At 71.0% G+C, this 17,844-nt stretch carries 15 protein-coding genes and 1 pseudogene; 14 read left to right on the forward strand and 2 right to left on the reverse strand.

The annotated features are described in order from the left end of the window. The first annotated feature begins 136 nt into the window (after nt 1–136). From LY40_RS08425 to LY40_RS08470, 10 genes and pseudogenes are all read left to right on the forward strand, one after another. Entirely contained in the window at nt 137–2,095 is a 1,959-nt protein-coding gene (locus tag LY40_RS08425; RefSeq protein ID WP_258936456.1) for a sigma-70 family RNA polymerase sigma factor, read from the forward strand. A gap of 126 nt (nt 2,096–2,221) precedes the next feature. Then, nucleotides 2,222–2,662: a DUF983 domain-containing protein gene (locus LY40_RS08430; RefSeq protein ID WP_183780636.1), complete on the forward strand. Its 441-nt coding sequence runs from the start codon at nt 2,222–2,224 to the stop codon at nt 2,660–2,662. A 5-nt stretch (nt 2,663–2,667) separates the two neighbouring features. Further along, nucleotides 2,668–3,561, forward strand: a complete 894-nt coding sequence (locus LY40_RS08435) for an Fpg/Nei family DNA glycosylase (RefSeq protein ID WP_258936457.1) — start codon at nt 2,668–2,670, stop codon at nt 3,559–3,561. 93 nt (nt 3,562–3,654) lie between these two features. Further along, nucleotides 3,655–4,917 (forward strand): annotated as a pseudogene (locus tag LY40_RS08440) (sensor histidine kinase); the annotation flags it as partial. A 799-nt stretch (nt 4,918–5,716) separates the two neighbouring features. After that, nucleotides 5,717–6,559 carry a S49 family peptidase gene (locus LY40_RS08445; protein WP_258936458.1) on the forward strand — a complete coding sequence of 281 codons (843 nt, stop codon included), beginning with the start codon at nt 5,717–5,719 and terminating at the stop codon, nt 6,557–6,559. Nucleotides 6,560–6,611: 52 nt separating this feature from the next. Continuing rightward, a complete protein-coding gene (locus LY40_RS08450) occupies nt 6,612–7,463 on the forward strand; it encodes a LytR/AlgR family response regulator transcription factor (protein ID WP_183785120.1) in 852 nt (283 codons plus the stop codon). A 6-nt stretch (nt 7,464–7,469) separates the two neighbouring features. Then, on the forward strand, nt 7,470–8,087 hold the full coding sequence (locus LY40_RS26365; RefSeq protein WP_258936459.1) for a hypothetical protein: 618 nt from the start codon (nt 7,470–7,472) through the stop codon (nt 8,085–8,087). A gap of 43 nt (nt 8,088–8,130) precedes the next feature. Further along, nucleotides 8,131–9,906 (forward strand): sodium/solute symporter, encoded by a 1,776-nt coding sequence (locus tag LY40_RS08460; RefSeq protein ID WP_258936460.1) that lies wholly within the window; start codon nt 8,131–8,133, stop codon nt 9,904–9,906. Nucleotides 9,907–9,995: 89 nt separating this feature from the next. Further along, the gene (locus tag LY40_RS08465) at nt 9,996–10,346 is read left to right on the forward strand and encodes a rhodanese-like domain-containing protein (RefSeq protein ID WP_183785117.1); all 351 of its coding nucleotides are present in this window, start codon (nt 9,996–9,998) and stop codon (nt 10,344–10,346) included. A 5-nt stretch (nt 10,347–10,351) separates the two neighbouring features. Continuing rightward, on the forward strand, nt 10,352–11,284 hold the full coding sequence (locus tag LY40_RS08470) for a DUF4328 domain-containing protein (RefSeq protein WP_258936461.1): 933 nt from the start codon (nt 10,352–10,354) through the stop codon (nt 11,282–11,284). A 24-nt stretch (nt 11,285–11,308) separates the two neighbouring features. Here the strand turns inward: LY40_RS08470 and LY40_RS08475 are convergent, their stop codons facing one another. Then, nucleotides 11,309–12,484 carry a cytochrome P450 gene (locus tag LY40_RS08475; RefSeq protein ID WP_183780620.1) on the reverse strand — a complete coding sequence of 392 codons (1,176 nt, stop codon included), beginning with the start codon at nt 12,482–12,484 and terminating at the stop codon, nt 11,309–11,311. 73 nt (nt 12,485–12,557) lie between these two features. Here LY40_RS08475 and LY40_RS08480 point away from each other — a divergent pair, with 73 nt between their 5' ends. The 4 genes from LY40_RS08480 (at nt 12,558) to LY40_RS08495 (ending at nt 15,307) form a co-directional block, all read left to right on the forward strand. Then, a complete protein-coding gene (locus tag LY40_RS08480) occupies nt 12,558–13,424 on the forward strand; it encodes a DUF5926 family protein (RefSeq protein WP_183780617.1) in 867 nt (288 codons plus the stop codon). A gap of 13 nt (nt 13,425–13,437) precedes the next feature. Then, nucleotides 13,438–13,797: a DUF952 domain-containing protein gene (locus LY40_RS08485; RefSeq protein ID WP_183780613.1), complete on the forward strand. Its 360-nt coding sequence runs from the start codon at nt 13,438–13,440 to the stop codon at nt 13,795–13,797. Between the two features lie 123 nt (nt 13,798–13,920). Beyond that, a complete protein-coding gene (locus tag LY40_RS08490) occupies nt 13,921–14,448 on the forward strand; it encodes a SigE family RNA polymerase sigma factor (protein ID WP_183780610.1) in 528 nt (175 codons plus the stop codon). Continuing rightward, nucleotides 14,432–15,307 (forward strand): hypothetical protein, encoded by an 876-nt coding sequence (locus LY40_RS08495; RefSeq protein ID WP_258936462.1) that lies wholly within the window; start codon nt 14,432–14,434, stop codon nt 15,305–15,307. The genes LY40_RS08490 and LY40_RS08495 overlap by 17 nt, the downstream gene beginning before the upstream one ends. 159 nt (nt 15,308–15,466) lie before the next feature. On the opposite strand, the gene LY40_RS08500 is transcribed toward LY40_RS08495, so the two are convergent. Continuing rightward, nucleotides 15,467–17,443, reverse strand: a complete 1,977-nt coding sequence (locus LY40_RS08500) for a BCCT family transporter (protein WP_258936463.1) — start codon at nt 17,441–17,443, stop codon at nt 15,467–15,469. Nucleotides 17,444–17,844: the final 401 nt, after the last annotated feature.

Consider the following 17,844-nt stretch of genomic DNA (forward strand, 5'->3'; position numbering starts at 1 on the left):
GAACTTTACACGTTGGCGTCAGGGGGTTGGCAGAGGGGTGACGTAACGGCTCCACTCTCCGTATCGTGTTCAACATTCAACTGGTGCCTGCGCGTGGCGAGGGGGTCCGGGCAGGCCTTAGGGGGTGGCTGGCTGAATGGAACGCACGGTGTCCGCGACCGACGAGGCGATGCTGCTCGAGCGGCTACGACAAGGTGAGGAAGACGCGTTCGGGGAGTTGTTCGAACTCCATGTGGCTTCGGTCCGGCGGCTCGCCCGCGGGCTGGCACGGGACGGGTCCGAGGCCGAGGACATCACCGCGGAGACGTTCTTCCGGGTGCTGCAGGCGGTCCGCCGTGGCAACGGCCCGAAGGACAACGTCCGTGCATACCTGCTGACCGTCGCGCGCCGCGTGACGTGGGAGTGGCAGGCCGCGCGCCGCGACGTCCCGGTCAGCGACGACGAGCTGACGACCCGCGTCGGCGCGGGTGCGGACACGCAGAGCTCCACCGCCGAGGCGTCACTGATCACGCGTGCGTTCTCGAGCCTGCCCGAGCGGTGGCGCACGGTGCTGTGGCAGACCGAGGTCGAAGGGGTGCAGCCGGCGAACGTCGCGCCCGAGTTCGGTCTCAGCCCCAACGCGACGGCCGCGCTCGCCCGCCGCGCGCGGATCGGGCTGCGCGCCGCGTACCTGCAGGCCCACCTCGCGACCGGGCGCAGCGACAACGGCTGCCGCACGATCGTCGAGAAGCTCGGCGGATACACCGCGGGCAGCGTCACCGGCGCCGAGGCGCGCAAGGTCAAGACACACCTGGCGGCGTGCTCGTCGTGCCGCGCGACGCACGACGAGCTGCGCGACGTGTGCTCCTCGCTGCGTTCGCACGCCGGCGTGCTGGTGCTGCTCGTGCCAGCGGCCGGGGTCGTCGCTAACTGGGGCGGCACCGGAGCGGCCTCGGGGGCCGTGTCCTCGGTGGCGGGGTCCGCGGCCGGAGCCGGGTCGACGGCGGGCGCGGTATCCGGCACCGCGGGTGGTCTCGCTGCGCTGAGCGGCCACGTGAAGGTCGGGCTCGCGGTTGCCTCGACGGTCGCGGTCGGCGCGGCGGGAGTTGCCGGCGTCGCCGGGCTTCCCGAAGGGGACGAACGCCAGGTGATCGGACTGCACGGTGGGTCACGCGGCGGCCTGCAGCTCGTCGAACCCGCACCGGCCGCCCCCGACGTCGACCGCATGGCCGAGCACGACGGCGCTGCGAACCGTGGTCCTGCGAACCGTGGCGCTGCCGAACCTGAAGCTGCCGAACCTGGCGCTGCCGAACGTGACGGCGCTGCGCACCGTGGCGAGTTCGGATCCGGGGCCGACCGCGAACGTGCGCCGATGGCCGACACCGACTACACCGTGCCCGCAGCCGATTCCGGGGACTCACCGCGGAGTCGCGACGCTGCGCAGCCCCGGCGTCCGGCGCAGTCCGGGCCCCGCGGCGACCGTGGGAACGAACCGCAGGGGCGCAGCGGTGCATCCAAGGGCAGCGGTGCATCCAAGGACAACGGCGCATCCAAGGACAACGGCCGACCCGGGGGCAACGGCGCATCCGAGGGGGCCGCCCGTTCCGACGGCGAGGCGAACACCGCCGACCGGGCCGGAGGCGACACCGCGCGCTCCGACCTGGGCGTGCGCGCAAAAGCCGACCGGGACCGCGCCGACCGGGGCCGCAACGCCGGCCCACCTCGGAAGCAGGCCAGGTCCGGCGGTAACGCTCCGGTGGCGAAGCGGCTGGCGCAGGCGTGGGCCGAGAAGGTCAAGGAGTCTCAGCGGGACCGTGGCGTCGGGTTCGGCCGGCCGACCGAACGTCCAGGAGTCCGCAGCGCCCAGGAGCCCGCGCCGCGGGCCGACCGCGGCAACACCGACCACGCCAACACAGACCATGGCAACGCTGGCCGTGGTGATGCTGGCCGTGGCAGTGCCGGCAACCACGCCGACAACAGTGCGGGCAACAGTGCCGGCAACCGCGCCGACCGCGGTGGGGACGACCGGTCAGGCGGCTTCGACCACCGGCTTTCGAAGTCGGAGCCGGACCACCAAGGCCGGAAACCGGCCGCCGCCCACTTCCGCGGAGAGTGACACTCCCGGTAACGTCTGTTACCGACAGACACCGGCACTTCCGGAGTCCGGAACTCCCGGACTCCGGCACGTGGAGACACAGGAACTGTCACGGACAGGAACACCGGCGGGCTGCGGAGGAACGTGATGAACCGGCTGGTCCGAGGAAACGACGGCCGGGAATGGGTCATCCGGGCGCACATGGAGTGGCGTCAACCGGCGACCGCCGACGACTTCGAACACGACGCCGCCGCCAACTACACGCCGGGCGTCATGATGGCGGGCGTGGCATTCGCGCTGGCGGGAGCACTGCTGCTGACGATGCCGGACCGCCTGGTCATCCCGCAGTTCGTGCCGTACGGGCTGTTGCTGGTCGCACTGTTCTTCCCGCTCCGATGGGTGCTGCGCAGGCCGTGGACGGTCGTTGCCGAAACCGACGGCGACCCGGCCGGTGACCACCCGTCCGAACGCTGGGTCGGCACGGTCAGCGGCGTGTTCAACATCGGCGGCGAGGTGAAGCGCATCGCCAAGTCGATATCCCAATACGACCTACCGGACTTCGAGGGTCCGCTGCATCCCGTGGAGTAGCCGCCGTGCCCGAGTTACCCGAGGTCGAAGCGCTCGCACACCATCTGCGCGAGCACGCGGTCGGCCGCGCGGTGACTCGGATCGACGTGGTGTCGCTGAGCGTGCTCAAAACCGTCACGCCCGCCTACACGGATCTGCGGGGACGTGAGGTCACCGGTGCGGGGCGCCACGGTAAGCACCTCGACCTCGAGTGCGGCGACCTGCACCTGATCGTCCACCTCGCCCGTGCGGGCTGGCTGCGGTGGTCCGACGACCTTCCGGCGAAGCCGCCCCGGCCGAGTGGCAAGAACCCGCTGGCCCTGCGCACGCACCTGTCCGCCGACGAGTCCGGCGGGGAGTCGAACGCCGCGCCGAGGCACGTGGGATTCGACCTCACCGAGGCGGGCACCAAGAAGGGCCTCGCCGCGTGGATCGTCGCCGACCCTGCTGACGTGCCGAGCATCGCCGCGCTCGGGCCCGACGCGCTGGGGCTGGACCGCGACCGCCTGGAATCCCTGCTCACCGGCGAGACGCGCCGTATCAAGACCGTGCTGACCGACCAGAAGACGATCGCCGGCATCGGCAACGCCTACTCCGACGAGATCCTGCACACCGCGCGGCTGTCGCCGTACGCGACACCGGCCAGGCTCACCTCCGAGGACCTCGATGCGCTGTTCGACGCCCTGCACGGCGTGCTCACCGCCGCCGTGACGCGTTCCGTCGGCCAGGACGCTGCGCGGTTGAAGGGCGAGAAACGGTCCGGGCTGCGCGTGCACGGGCGCACGGGCCTGCCGTGCCCGGTGTGCGGCGACACGGTGCGTGAGGTGTCCTTCGCCGACAAGGCGTTCCAGTACTGCGCGACGTGCCAGACCGGCGGCAAACCACTCGCCGATCGGCGGTTGTCACGGCTCGTCAAGTGAGTATGTCGCCCACGTGGCCCATGACGCGCCGTGTCGAATCGGATACGCGAAGTACTCTTGCGGGCCTTGCCACCGGGCCGGTGACCCTCCAGCATTGACGCCGTGTCCGAGCAGCTGACCGTGCCGATCGTCCTGGGGGCGATCATTGCGCTGCTGGTGATCGCGCTCGCGGTCGTGCTGCTCAAGCGGCGCAAACCGACCAGCGCGATCGATGACGCCGTGCTCGAGGCCGTGTACGTCATGGCGAAGGCCCCGCTCGAACTCCGGGAGGGACTCGACCAGGCCGCGGCCGAGAAACTGACCAGCCGGTTGCTGCAGCTGCTCAAAGGCGTCGCCGTGGGCATCACCGACGGTGAGGGCACGCTGCTGGCCTGGGACGGCGAGGCCAACGACCACTACGTCGACCTGGTCGACACCATCGGCACCTGCATCCGCAAACACCGTCGCGAGGTCGTCTCGCACGACAAGATGCCGTGCAACCACCGCGGCACCTGCAAGATGCGCACCGCCGTTCTCGTGCCGCTCATCGTGGAGGGTGAGACCGACGCGGTGCTGATCGTCGTCGGCAAGACCCGCGGCAAGCGCATCGTGCAGATGGCCGACGCGGTCGCGCGGTTCGTCGGCACGCAGCTCGAAGCGGCGCGGCTCGAGGACACCAAACATCAGCTGCACCAGGCCGAGATCAAGGCGCTGCGGGCGCAGATCTCGCCGCACTTCGTCTACAACGCGCTGAACACGATCTCCTCGCTCATCCGCACCGACCCCGAAGAGGCGCGGGAACTGCTGCAGGACTTCGCCGACTTCACGCGCTACTGCTTCCGCACCGAGGGCACGTTCACGACGCTGTCGGACGAGCTGCGCAACATCGACCGTTACCTGACCATCGAGAGCGCGCGGTACGGCGGCAGGCTCGGCGTGCGGCTGAAGATCGCACCCGAGGTGCAGTCGGTCGTCGTGCCGTTCCTGCTGATCCAGCCGCTGGTCGAGAACGCCGTCAAGCACGGCATCGCCAACAAGCCCGGCGGCGGCACCGTGACCGTGACCGCGCAGGACTACGGCACCGAGGCCGAGATCAGCGTCGAGGACGACGGCGTCGGCATGGACCCGAAGCAGCTCGACGGCATGCGCGACTCGCGTTCCAGCGCGCACATCGGGCTGACCGGCATCAACCGCCGGATGAGCCAGGTGTTCGGCAACCGCTACTCGCTGATCGTCGAGACCGCGCCCGGCGCGGGCATGAAGGTGACGATGCGGGTGCCGAAGTTCGTCCGCGGCGTGCGGCCGGACATGTTGAAGTTCGCCACCGAGGGCAGCGCGGACGACGAGGCACTGCTGGCCGCGCCGGACGGTGCAGCCGGGCAGGGCGGTGCGGCCGGGCAGGGCGGGAACGGACAGACCGCGGTGGCCTCGGGCACCGGCGGTGCCGGTGCCCAGGCCCCGAGTGGTGCCGGCGTCCCGACTGCAGGCGCGGGTGCCGGTACGTCGATGGCCGGTGCCGCGGGTTCCGGTTCCGCGGGCTCCGGCTCTGCGACCGCCGGATATTCGCATCCGCAGCAGGCACATGCCGAGGCACCGCGTGCCGAGTCGCCGAGTGCGGATCCTGCGGGCGCGGGCGCGTCCGGCGCCGCTGCACCGCCGCCGTCGGCACCCGCGCAGCGCGGACCGGGACGAACCGGCCCGCCACCGGCGGGATCGCCGGCGGCAGGACCCCCCGGCGCGCCCGGCCAGCCCGGTGGGGCTCCGGGGCGACGCGGTGCGACCCATCCCGGGATGACCCCGGCGGCCGCACCGCAAGCACCACAAGCACCGCAGACGGCGCAGGCACCGCAGCGCCCGTCGACACAGCAGCCTCCGTCGACGCAGCAGCCCCCTGCCGCGCCTCCCGCGGAGGCGTCTCCCGCCGCGCAGGGATCGCGGCAGACGTCCTCGCAGCCTTCGCGCAGACCGGTCGCACGGGAGGCGTCGGAGGCCAAGCAGGCCGCGCGCGCCGCGCAGGCGGCAGCCCGCGGTGGCAAGAGCGGCGGCCGGCAGCGGCGGGCCGACGACGAACCCGAACCACCGTCAGGGCAGCGGTCCGGCTGAGCACGCCGCCGAGATCGACCCGTCCGGGTTTCGCCGGCCACCCGGCGGGCCGCTCGTGGCTACGGTGGGGAGCATGGCAAAGAGAGGGCTGGCGGGTCGGATTCCCGTCGTAGGGGACCGGATCGAGCGCAGGGACTCCGATGTCGTCGCAGTCGTGAAGCTGCACGGCATCATCACGCAGCACGCATCACCGGTCGGCAGGGGAGTGTTGAACCTCTCGACCGTTGAATCGGCGCTGACCAGGGCTTTTGGTCACGACAACCTCAAGGCCGTCGCGCTGCAGATCAACTCGCCGGGCGGTGCGCCCACCCAGTCGGGCCTGATCGCCGAGCGCATCCGGCAACTGGCCGACGAGAAGGGCGTGCCCGTGATCGCGTTCTGCGAGGACGTCGCCGCGTCCGGCGGCTACTGGCTCGCCTGCGCCGCGGACGAGATCGTCGCGCACCGCACGTCGCAGGTCGGTTCGATCGGTGTGATCAGCGGCGGGTTCGGGTTCACCGGGCTCATCGACCGACTCGGCATCGAGCGCCGCCTGCACACCGCGGGACAGAACAAGGCGAGGCTCGACCCGTTCAGCCCGGAGAAGGACGAGGACGTCGAGTGGCTCAAGGGCGTGCACGACGACCTGCACGGCCTGTTCACCGAGTGGGTTCGTGAGCGTCGCGGCAGCCGTCTTGCGGCGGAGCAGGACCTGTTCACCGGCGACGTGTGGCTCGGCCAGCGCGCCGCCGACCTCGGCCTCGTCGACCGCGTGGGCAACCTGCGCGACGTGGTGTCGGAGCGCTACCCGGATGCCGAGGTCGTGGTGGCCGAGCCGAAGAAGTCGCTGGCCGCGCGGCTGGGGCTGGGCGCACCCGCGGCGGCGGTGCTGTCGGCGCTCGAACACCGCGCCGCATGGTCACGTTTCGGCCTATGACACCGAGTTTCGCCCGGAGCGGTGTAGACAGTCGCGCTGTACTCACGGCAGGATGACGCTCACTGTGAGTGCTCGTGATGACAACCGAAAGCTCCTCGTCCTGGCGGTTGACGATGAGCTACCCGGCCTTGACCAGCTCCGGCACTGTCTCGAGTCGAACGAGGTGGTCGGCCGGGTGATACCCGCTGTCGACGCGTCCGAGGCGCTGCGGCTGCTGGGATCCGAGGACGAGGACATCAACCGGCGTAAGGATGCCGGCCTGCCGCCGGTCGACGCGGTGTTCGCCGACATCAACATGCCCGGGTTGTCCGGGATGGAGATGTCGCGGGTGTTCGCGTCGCTGAACCCCGCACCGGTGCTGGTGTTCGTCACCGGCTACGCGAGCGAGGCCGTCGATGCGTTCGATCTCGGCGCGGTCGACTACGTGCTGAAACCGGCCAGGCAGGAACGGATCGACAAGGCGATCGGCCGCGTGCTCGAGAAGCTCGACTCGCAGCCCGCCCGCACGCCCGGTGGCGGCGCGGCCGGGGAACCGGTCGTCGACGATGCGACCGGGGGCGACGAGGAGGTCATCCCCGTCGAGCTGGGGGGCACGACCAAGCTGATCCCCCGCTCGTCGGTGCGGTGGGTCGAGGCGCAGGGCGACTACGCACGGCTCTACACCACCGAGGGCAGCCACCTGGTGCGCATTCCGCTGGCCCAGCTGGAGGAACGCTGGGGCGGGGCCGGGTTCGTGCGCATCCACCGGTCGTACCTCGTCGCGCTGCCGCTGATCACGGAACTGCGCATGGCCCAGGGCGGTTACCAGGTCGTGCTGGGCGACGAGGAGAAGGTGCTGCCCGTGTCCCGGCGGCACACGCGGGCGCTCAAGGACAAACTGGTCGGCTCCTCGCGAGCGGGGTGACGCGCCGTGGGGGACGCGACGGACCCACCGGAGCCGGCGGACAGGCCGGGTGGCATCCGCGAACCGGATCCGACGCTCGGCAAACCTGCGCAACCGTTCGCGCCCGAGCCGGTCGTGCAGCGGCCGTCGCAGCGGTCGCCGGAACCACGGTCGTTCCGGTCGGGGCCCTCCCATGCGGCGACATCGCACTCGGCGTCCCGAGCCGCGGCGTCCCGAACCACGGAGTCTCGTGCCTCCGAACCCCGCGCCTCCGAACCCCGGCAGCCGCGGATCCGCAGGCAGCGTGTCGTGCTGGCCGAGCCGAGCCGGTCGTCGACGAGCCTGCGCGCGCGGGTCGAACTCGAGCAGCAGACCAGCTGGGGCGAACTGCTCATCAAGGACCTCGTGAAGGTGCAGCTGCGCACGGCGGTGCTGCTCGGGCTGCTGGTGCTCGCGGTGCTGTGTGCGATCCCGGCCGTGTTCTACGTCGCGCCCGCCGTCACCGAGCTGCGTCTCGCCGGCCTCCCACTGCCGTGGCTGCTCCTCGCCGTGGCGCCGTTCCCGCTCATGTTCGGCGTCGGACTGTGGTACAACCGGCTGGCCGAGCGGCGCGAGCGGGACTTCGTGAACATGATCGAGAACTGACGCCGAGCCGCCGGGAGACTCCGCGAGGAAGGCGTGCGTACAGGTGAACCCGTGGGCCCTGGTCAGCGTCGCGCTGGTCGTGGTGGTGACGTTCTATCTCGGTCACCGCACCTCGCGGTTCGCGCGCAGCACCCATGACTTCCTCGTCGCCCGCCGTACCGTGCGCTCGCGGCGCAACGCCGCGGCCATCGCGGGCGAGTACATCTCCGCGGCCTCGTTCCTCGGCGTCGCGGGACTGGTGCTCAAGGAAGGTGCCGACGCGCTGTGGTTCCCCATCGGATTCACGGCCGGGTTCCTCGCGCTGATGCTGTTCGTCGCGGGGCCGCTGCGCCGGTCGGGCGCGTACACGCTGCCGGACTTCATGGAGGCGCGGCTGTCCTCACCGACGCTGCGCACCGCGTCGACGTGGTTCGTGGTGTTCATCGGCGTGCTGTATCTGCTGCCGCAGCTGCAGGGCGCGGGCCTCGCGATGACGATGATCATGCCCGCACCGGCGTGGGCAGGATCGGTACTGGTCACGGTGGTGATCGCCTATAACGTCATGGGCGGCGGCATGCGCGCCATCACGCTGCTGCAGGCGTTCCAGTACTGGTTCAAGCTCTTCGCGATCGCCGCGCCGACGTTCGTGCTGTGCGCGGTGTTCGTCACCGGCGGTGCGGGCGCCCCCGGGTCGGCGGGCAGCCTCGACGAACCCGCAGCGCCGAACTTCGCCGCGCGCACCGCGGTCACGGTCGACACGGACGTGACCCTGCGCGTCGACAGCCCGACCCGCGTGCACGTCGACGACGGCTCCGGCGACGCGGGCTGGACCACGTGGCGCGCCGGCTCCGAGCACACCGTCGACGCGGGCGCCGAGCTGACGTTCCCCGGGGGCTCGGCCGTCCCGACCGTCGACCAGGCGAAGTCGGCCAACATCGACTGGCTCCTGCCGAGCACCGACCTGACCGGGCTGCTGTCGACGTACTCGCTGCTGCTGGCGCTGCTGCTCGGCACGATGGGCCTGCCGCACGTGCTGTCCCGCTTCTACACCAACCCCGACGGGAAGGCCGCCCGGCGCACCACCGTGCAGGTGCTGCTGCTGCTCGGGCTGTTCTACCTGTTCCCCGTGATGCTGGGGATGCTGTCGCGGATGTTCGTCCCGGAGCTGTTGATAACCGGCGACACCGACGCGGCCGTGATCGCACTGCCGACGGCGATGCTGTCGGGCGTGACGGGGCAGATCCTCGCCGCGCTCCTGGCCGCGGGTGCGTTCGCCGCGTTCCTTTCGACGGCGTCCGGCCTCGTGTCCAGCATGTCCGGGGTGATCGCCACCGACCTGCTCGCGGGCAAAGTGCGCGACTACCGGGTGGCGAGCGTGGGCGTCGCGGCCGTGTCCGTGGCGCTGGCCGTGACGCTGCCGATCGACGACCTGGCGTTGAGCGTGGGCATGTCGTTCGCACTGGGCGCGTCCACGTTCGCGCCGCTGCTCGTGCTCGGGATCTGGTGGCGGCGGCTCACGTGGCTGGGCGCGATGGTCGGCATGTGCACCGGCGGCGGTCTCGTGCTGCTGGCGGTGGTGCTCAACGCGGTGTCCGCCCACACCGGCGGCTGGGCGCCGTGGCTGGTTCAACAGCCCGCGCTGGTCACCGTGCCGGTGGCGTTCGGCCTTACCGTGCTCGTCAGCACCGCCACCTCGAGTCGTGTCCCCGAGGACGTCGGCGCCGTCATGCTGCGACTCCACGCACCCGACCCGCTGGGCTTCATGCGGGACCGCGCCGTGCAGCGATTCGGGCGCGCCGAGGAACACACCCGCACCACGCAGGGCCGCCACCGCAAGTAGCGGCTGATGCCCCCGGCCGGTGCCCGCCGCGTGGGTGGGGTCTCGCTCCTACGCGGGAGTGACGCGGTTCGTGCGACGATGGGGCCGTGGTGAACCCAGCCGAGATCCCGACGACACGCGTGTCCGAACTGCCCGCCGACGGCGCGGTGCTGCTCGACGTCCGTGAGGCCGACGAATGGGCCGCGGGCCACGCACCCGGCGCGGTGCACATCCCGCTCGGCGACCTGCCGGCCAGTACCGACAAGCTGGCCGAACTGCCCGACGACCGTCCCGTGTACGTCATCTGCCGCACCGGTGGTCGGTCCGCGCAGGCGACGGCGTGGCTCAACGCGGCAGGCCTGGTCGACGCCGTCAACGTGGCGGGCGGCATGAAGTCCTGGCAGACCGAGGGCCGCGCGCTGGAAACCGATCACGACGCGGCGGAACCCGAGGTGCTGTAGCCGCGATGCATCCGGGCAGGTACCCGAACCGGCAGCAGGGCAGGCAGCCGAGGCCGAGCGTGCGGTGGGTCGCGACCGTCCCGCCGGGCGAGGCCCGCCCGCGCCCGCGCGGGCGGCGCAGGCCGTACACCGGCCCGCCGCGGTACCCGTCCCCGCCGCGCTGGGGTTTCCCCAACCTCGTGTGGCGCCCGTCGACGGCGGTGCCAGGAACCGCGTCCGGAGGTATGCAGCCCCGCCAGCGGCTGCGTTCGACCAGCAGGAACGCTGTCACGCTGCTGATCGCGCTCGCCGTGTTGGCGGGGCTCGCAGCGATCGCCGAGGTCTGGCGGTACGTGCTCCTGCTGCAGAGCCGTACGTCGGCGCTGAGCCCGGCGGTCGTGGGCACGTCGGACGCGTTCGTGCTGGCATTCGCACTGATGACGCCGATCATGGCGCTGCTCGCCGTGGGTGCGGCGCTGTGGTGGCTGTTCGTCGCACGGTCGGTGGCCGCGGCCGACGCGGGGCAGGACGTGCCCCGGCCTCCGTGGCAGGTGCTCGTCGGCACACTCGTACCGGGCATGAACGTGCTGCTGGCCGGACCGATCATCGCCGAGTTGGAACACGCGGCGTTGCGCAGGCCCGCCCACGAGCGGCCGCGGCCGTCGCGGCTGGTGCTGGCCTGGTGGGCGACCTGGTGCGCCAACTTCGTCCTCGCCGTCGTCACCGTCGTGTGGCGGCTCCGTGACGGGGTGCAGGCCGACGCCGACGGCGTGGTGCTCAGCGCGCTGACCGATGCCTGCGCCGCTGGGCTGGCGATCGTCACGGTGGTGCTCGTCAACCGGATCACCCGACTGTTGTCCCCGGTCGACGCCGACGTGCTCGCGCTGCGACAGGTCGTCAAGGTGGCAGGCGCCCCCGAACCGGATCGACGTCCCCGCCCGGAGACCTCGACCCGCTGACGGCTCTTCCGCTGTGGGCGTTTCTCACGCGGCCGGCACCGTCACCGGGAAGTCCCGCAGACCGCGGATGACGAACTCCGCCCTGCGCTGCGGTTCGCGGGCGAAGCGCAGCTCGGGCAACCGGGTCACGAGGGCCTCCAGTGCCGCGGCGATCTCGATCCGCGCCAGCGGGGCGCCCAGGCAGTAATGGATGCCACCGCCGAAACCCAGGTGCGGGTTCTTCTCCCGCGTGATGTCGAGCCGGTCCGGCTCCTCGAACACCTCGGGGTCCCGCGCCGCAGCCCCGAGCAGCGCCGCGATCTTCCCACCTTCGGGGACGGCGAAGCCCGCGATCTCGACGTCGGCGGTGGCCGTGCGCTCGAACAGCTGCAACGGCGAGTCGAACCGGATCAGCTCCTCGGTCGCCGTGTCGGCCAGTCCGGGGTCGGCGACCAGCAGATCCCACTGGTCGCGGTGGGCGAGCAGCGCCCGCACGCCGTTGCCGATGACGTTGACGGTGGCCTCGTGCCCGGCCATCAGCAGCAGCACGGCGGTCGCGACGGCCTCGTCGCCCGTCAGCTCACCGACCGCCAGGTGACTCAACAGGTCGTCGCCGGGCGAGGCTGCCCGCTCGTCGACCAGGCCGCGCAGGTGGCCGGCGAACGCCTCGGCTGCGCGTTCGGCCTCGGCCCGCTTGTCGTCGGGCAGGCCGTACTCGTACATCTTGACGATCGCGTTGCTCCACTCGACCAGCTGCGGTCCCGCCTCCTCGGGAATGCCCAGCAGCTCGGCGATCACCGCGACCGGCAACGGCTGCGCCAGGTGCTCCAGTAGATCGGCCTCGCCGTCCTCCCGGATCGCGGTCGCCAGCGTGTCGACCATTCGTGCGGCCAACGCCTGCACCGTCGGCCGCAGCCGTTCCACGTGCCCGCGCGCGAACGCCGACTGCACGAGCCTGCGCAACCGGGTGTGCGCAGGCGGTTCGTTCTCCAGCAGCGAGTTCCGGTGGAGCATGTTGAACGAGGCGAACTGTTCCAGCGGGGTGGCGTCCGTCCAGATGCGGCCCAGCGATCGGTTGCGCAGCACGGCTGAGGCGGCCTCGTGGGAGACGGCCACGGCGAGCCCGAGGCCGTCGTGGTGGTGGACGCCGCCGGTGCGGCGCAGGCGGGCGAATTCGGGGTACGGATCGGCGAGGAAGGCCGGGTCGGCAGGATCGAACACCCGCCGACCGTAGCCGAATCGCCGGTCGAGTAGCGTTTTCCGCCAGGCGAATCATGACCGGGAGGCGAGCGCAGTGGGCAAAGCCGCGCGGAAGAAGGAGCGCAAGGAGAAGGTCCGCGACGTATTCGTCGGGCGGCCGTTCGAGGGCCTGGCGGCGGAGCCGGAGCTCATCGCGATGCGCGAGTTCGTGCCGTCCGCGACCGCGACGCTGCCGCTGGCCGGCGAGCACAGCGACCGCACGGTGACGATCGCGTCGGTGCTGCCCATGGCGGCGGCCGCGTTCGTGCGCGGCGACGGCGAGGTGTACGTCGGACTGCAGGTGCAGACCCGTTCCGGCGACATCAGCCGTGACCTGGGCAGGGCGTTGTCGTGGGCGCTGACCGCGCAGCCGGGGCAGGTGCTGTCGGTCGCCGACACCCGCAGCCCCTCGCAGCCGGGCGAGCGGTTGCAGGATCTGCTCGACCCCTCGGCCGAACTCGACGTCCAGGTGCACGAGGACTTCTCCTGGTGGCTGCCCGAGGGCGAGGAACCGACCGGCGAGGTCGCGATGTCGCTGCAGCGCGCCAACGAGGCGATCATGCCGACCGAACGTCTCGACTCGGGCGCCTACTGGGTGCTGGCCGGGGAGAAGGCGCACCTGCGGTGGGTGTGGCCCGCCGAGGAGAACCGCCTGATGCAAGCGCTTGCGCGCCTGTCGGCCGCGGGCACGCTGACGCTTGGCGAGGACACGAAGTTCGCCGGCTCGTTCCGGGCGCACGGGCTGCTGGTTCCGGTGTGGGACCTCGACCCGGAGGCACACGCCCGCGAGTGGGTCGAACCAGCCAAGGCGCTGGGCACGCGACTGCAGGAGGCGTTCGCCTCGCTCGACGACACACCGCTGGACGCCGCCGAGCGCCGCGCCCGCGACGGCCTGATCGGCCGCCAGTTCACGCTGCGTTGAGTCGGGTGCGGCGATGATCCTCCACATCTGTCCCGAGGCCGACTGGGCCGCGGTCCCGGGCGACGGCGAGTACCGGCCCGCCTCGCTCGACGACGTCGGGTTCGTGCACTGCAGCGATTTCGGCACCGTGCAGTTTCCGGCCGAGCGTGTGTTCGCCGGCCGCACCGACCTGATCCTGCTCGTGATCGACCCGGCCCGCCTCGACGTCCCGTTGCGCTGGGAGCCCGCCGATCCGCCCGAACCGGGTGCACCGTGGTTCCCGCACGTCTACGGTCCGATACCGGCCGCTGCTGTCACGCGAACCTGCGCGTTCCCGCCCGAACTGGACGGAACGTTCCGACTGCCGAAGGCGCTGCACGAGTATCCGGCCTGACAGGGCGGCCGTGCTCGCCGCGGCATTCGGCCCGGCCGGGCGCCGCTGCGGGCGCGGACGCAGCGGTTCGGACACGGCAGCGGTTTGGACACGGCGGGCGGGTTGAAGTGAGGGAGGACGTTCGTGGCGAACGACCTCACGGGTTTCGGTGACTTCGTCGAGGCCAACCTGACCGGGCTGATGCGCTACGGGCACGCGCTGACCGGCAACCCGCACGACGCCGCCGATCTGGTGCAGACGGTGCTCGAGAAGGTCGGCTCTCGCTGGGCGAACGTGCAGCGCAAAACCGCCGACCCGGTCGCCTACGTCCGCCGGTCGATGGCCAACGCCCACATCAGCCGCTGGCGCAAACTCAGGCGGGAGAACCTCGTCGCTGAGCTGCCGGAGACCGGCGCGGCGACGCCCTCCGACCCGTTCGAACACGAACCGCTGTGGCAGGCGCTCAAAGATCTGCCGCCGAGGCAACGTGCGGTCGTCGTGCTGCGTTATTACGAGGGACTGTCCGAAGCCGAGATCGCCCGTTCGCTGGGCGTGTCGGCCGGGACGGTCAAGAGCCAGGCCAGCAAGGCGCTCGCGACGCTGCGCGGGCGGCTCGGTGAGGACGATCCGGAGGCAGCGGGGAGGGCGGCGGTGTATGACGGGCACGGGTGACGACCGCGACGACCCGGAGGTCCGTGAGGGGCTGCGGCGGCTGTTCGGCAGCGCGGAACTCGGTGCCGGTCGGGCACCCGACCCCGGTGCGATCGTCGCCGGTGCCGGCCGTCGCAGGCGGAGGCGCGCGACGTTCAGTGCTGGCGCGGGTGTGTTCGTGATGGTCGGTGCCGTGGCAGGGGGACTGGCACTGGCGGGGGCCGGCGGCGAGCCTCGCCCCGACGACGTCGCGGTTGCTGACCGTTCTAGCGGCATCGTGCACTCGAGCGGCGCTCCGGCATCGGACGACGAGGGCCCGCGCAGCGAACAGATGACGTCGGAGGCGCCGACGGTGACGCGGGAGTCCCGGCCGAGTTCCCCCGTGAGTGCACCCCCGGCGATACCGACGTCGACACGGCCGGGCCCTTCGCCCGCGGATCCGCCGCCGGGGACGAGCACCGAGGCGGGCGAACCGCAGCCACCACCCACACTCGGACAATCGGGGAAAGAACCCCTGCACCTGCTGATGACCTACGACGAGGCGGTGTCCACCGGCGCGATGGATCCCGGAGAAGGGCCGCCCGCTCAGGGTGAATGCCGCTCGTACGAGGTGGCCGACCCCGCGATCTCGCGGGTCGCCGTCCGCGGCGGGCACGGCATCGTGCGGTTCCAGGCCGACGCCGCGCAGACACCGGAACGCATCGTCGTCGGGTCGTCGTGGGAGCAGTTGAACCGCGCCTACCCGGAGCTGCAACGCTCTGACGACGGCCGGTGGGCGCGCGAGAACCCCGAAGCGGATTCCCGGTACGTCTTCGGGGTCGAGGCCGACGAGGTTGTCACGCTACGGCTGACCGTGCCGAACCCCGACGTCAGCTGCTGAGAAGCGGGCTGCCGGCCGTCCGGCTGCGAACGGCCCACTCGCCGGGAGCGAGCCACTCGCAGGGAGTCAGCTGCTGCCGGGAGTGGGCCGCTGCGGGGAGTGGGCCGCTGTCGAGAGTGGGCCGCTCGCGGGGAGCGGGCCCGGCCGTACGGGCGTGGGCTAGTCCGGCGCCACACCTCCGGGCGGACCACCTCCGCCGGAGGGCCCACCCTGGCCGGAGGGCCCGCCCTCGCCGGACGGACCGCCTCCACCGGACGGACCGCCCTCGTCGGAGGGGCCCCCGGAGGAACGCTGGCGTTTGCCACGCCGCCGAGCGCGGGACAACGTACTGATCGGGGTGCGCTTGTCCGCCCGGTTCCAGATTCCGGTCGTGGTCGACAGTGCATAGTCGATGCGGTCGTCGACCTGCTCCCCGAAGTGCCGGTCGAAGTCCTGAGACAGTTCCCCGGCGAGTTCGCGGCGGTAGATGCGCCGTTCGGCTCTGATGATCGCGCGGTGCTCGGAGTTGAGCGCCTTGTACAACGCGACCGCCATCGCCACCAGCACGACGGCGAACGGCAGCCCGGTGGAAACGGCGCCAGCCTGCAACGCGGACAACCCTTCGTCGCCGCCCGCGAGCAGCAGTCCGATGGCCACGAGTCCCTCGAGGGATGCGAACAGCACGCGACTCCAGATGGGCGGGTCGGGGTGCCCTCCGGAAGCGAGCATGTCGACCACGAGCGAACCCGAGTCCGAGGAGGTGACGAAGAAGATGACCACCAGAATGATCGCGATGACCGACAGGATCAGTCCCAGCGGCAGGTTCTGCAGCGTGTTGAACAGTGCCTCCTCGGCGACCACTCCGCCTTCGGGCACGAGGTCACCCTGCCGCTGCTGTTGGTCGATGGCCGTGCCACCCATCACCGTGAACCACAGGAAACCGACGAGGGTGGGCACGAGCAGCGCGCCGGCGACGAACTCACGGACCGTGCGACCTCGTGAAATACGCGCGATGAACACGCCTACGAACGGGGCCCAGGCGATCCACCAGCCCCAGTAGAAGATCGTCCAGCTGCCTGCCCACTCGATACCCGCGTCGCCGGTGTAGGCGAACGCGTCGAACGTCAGCGGCAGCACGTTGGCGAGATAGGCCCCGAGCGACTGCACGAAGTCCCTGGCCAGGAACAGCGTGGGTCCGAGCAGCAGGACGGCGATCAGGAACACCCCGGCCAGCGACAGGTTGAAGTTCGACAACCAGCGGATGCCACGGCCGATCCCGCTGACCACCGACACGATCGCGACCAGGGTGATGGCCACGATCAGCACGACGAGCAGCAGATTGTTCGCCTCGTCGACCACCCCGATCTCACTGAGACCGCTGGCGACCTGGGTCACGCCGAGTCCGAGCGACGTCGCCACACCGAACAAGGTCCCGACGATGGCCAGCACGTCGATCACGTCGCCGGGCCAGCCCTTGACCTTGTCCCCGAGCAACGGTTCCAGCGCCCAGCGGATGGACACCGGGCGGCCCTTGCGGTGAATTGCGTAGGCGAGCGAAAGGCCGACGATGACGTACACGGCCCAGGGGTGGAAACCCCAGTGCAGGAACGTCTGCGCCATGGCTTGCGAGGCGAGTTCGGCGGAACCGCCGTCGACACCGGGCTTCGGGTCGGAGTAGAAGGTCAGTGGCTCGCCGACCCCGTAGAACACCAGGCCGATCCCCATGCCTGCGGCGAACAGCATGGTGAACCAGGAGAACAGCCCGAACTCGGGCTCCTCCCCGTCCTTGCCGAGGGTGATGTCGCCGAAGCGGCTGACCCCGAGGAAGATCGCGAAGAGTACGAATCCGGCGATGGCCAGCGTGTAGAACCAGCCGAACCCGGTGACGATCTCGCCTTGCACCGAGTTCCACAGGTTTCCGGCCGTTTCGGGCGCGATGATGGAGAACAGTGCGATAGCCGCGACGACGATCAGGCTCGGCCAGAAGACGGAGGGGGCGATCCCACCCCGCCCCAGTCGAACGCCCTGTCTGCGGAGCTCGTCCTCGATCTCGTCATGGGTGGCGTCGGCCTGGGCGATACTTCCCTCGACGGCCTGGCCGGGTGGGGCCGGTTCCTCGCCGGAAGGTCCGCCGTGACCGCTGTTTGACTCGCTCATGGTGCCCCTGCTTTCCGTCGACCACGTCGTCAGCCGAGCGCAGATGCTCCTTGTGTCCGAAACCTACGGTGGCGGTGGAAACACGACTGGTCAAGTCGAAAGGGGGCGATGTTGTTACCTCGTTCGGTTCGGGCGACGGATGAGTGGGCCGCCGGTCGTCCCGGTGATCGCCTTGGCCGGGGACGGAGATCGGCTAGGAGCGAATGTTGTGGTGAACCGTGGCAACCGCCGAATGCGGACGAAGCCGGGTCGTCTTTCCCGTGGTTCGCAGTTAGCGTGCCGTGAGGTGAGCCTTCCCTCATGGAATTTGCGAAGAATGCGAAAAGGGCGGCGCTTCCGCTCGCGGTTGATCCGTGATCAGGATCGACCGCGAGGGGCGCCGCCCCTTCCGGTTCTAGAAC

It is taken from the genome of Prauserella salsuginis, assembly GCF_024648885.1.
GTDB classification, from domain to species: Bacteria; Actinomycetota; Actinomycetes; order Mycobacteriales; family Pseudonocardiaceae; genus Prauserella; species Prauserella salsuginis.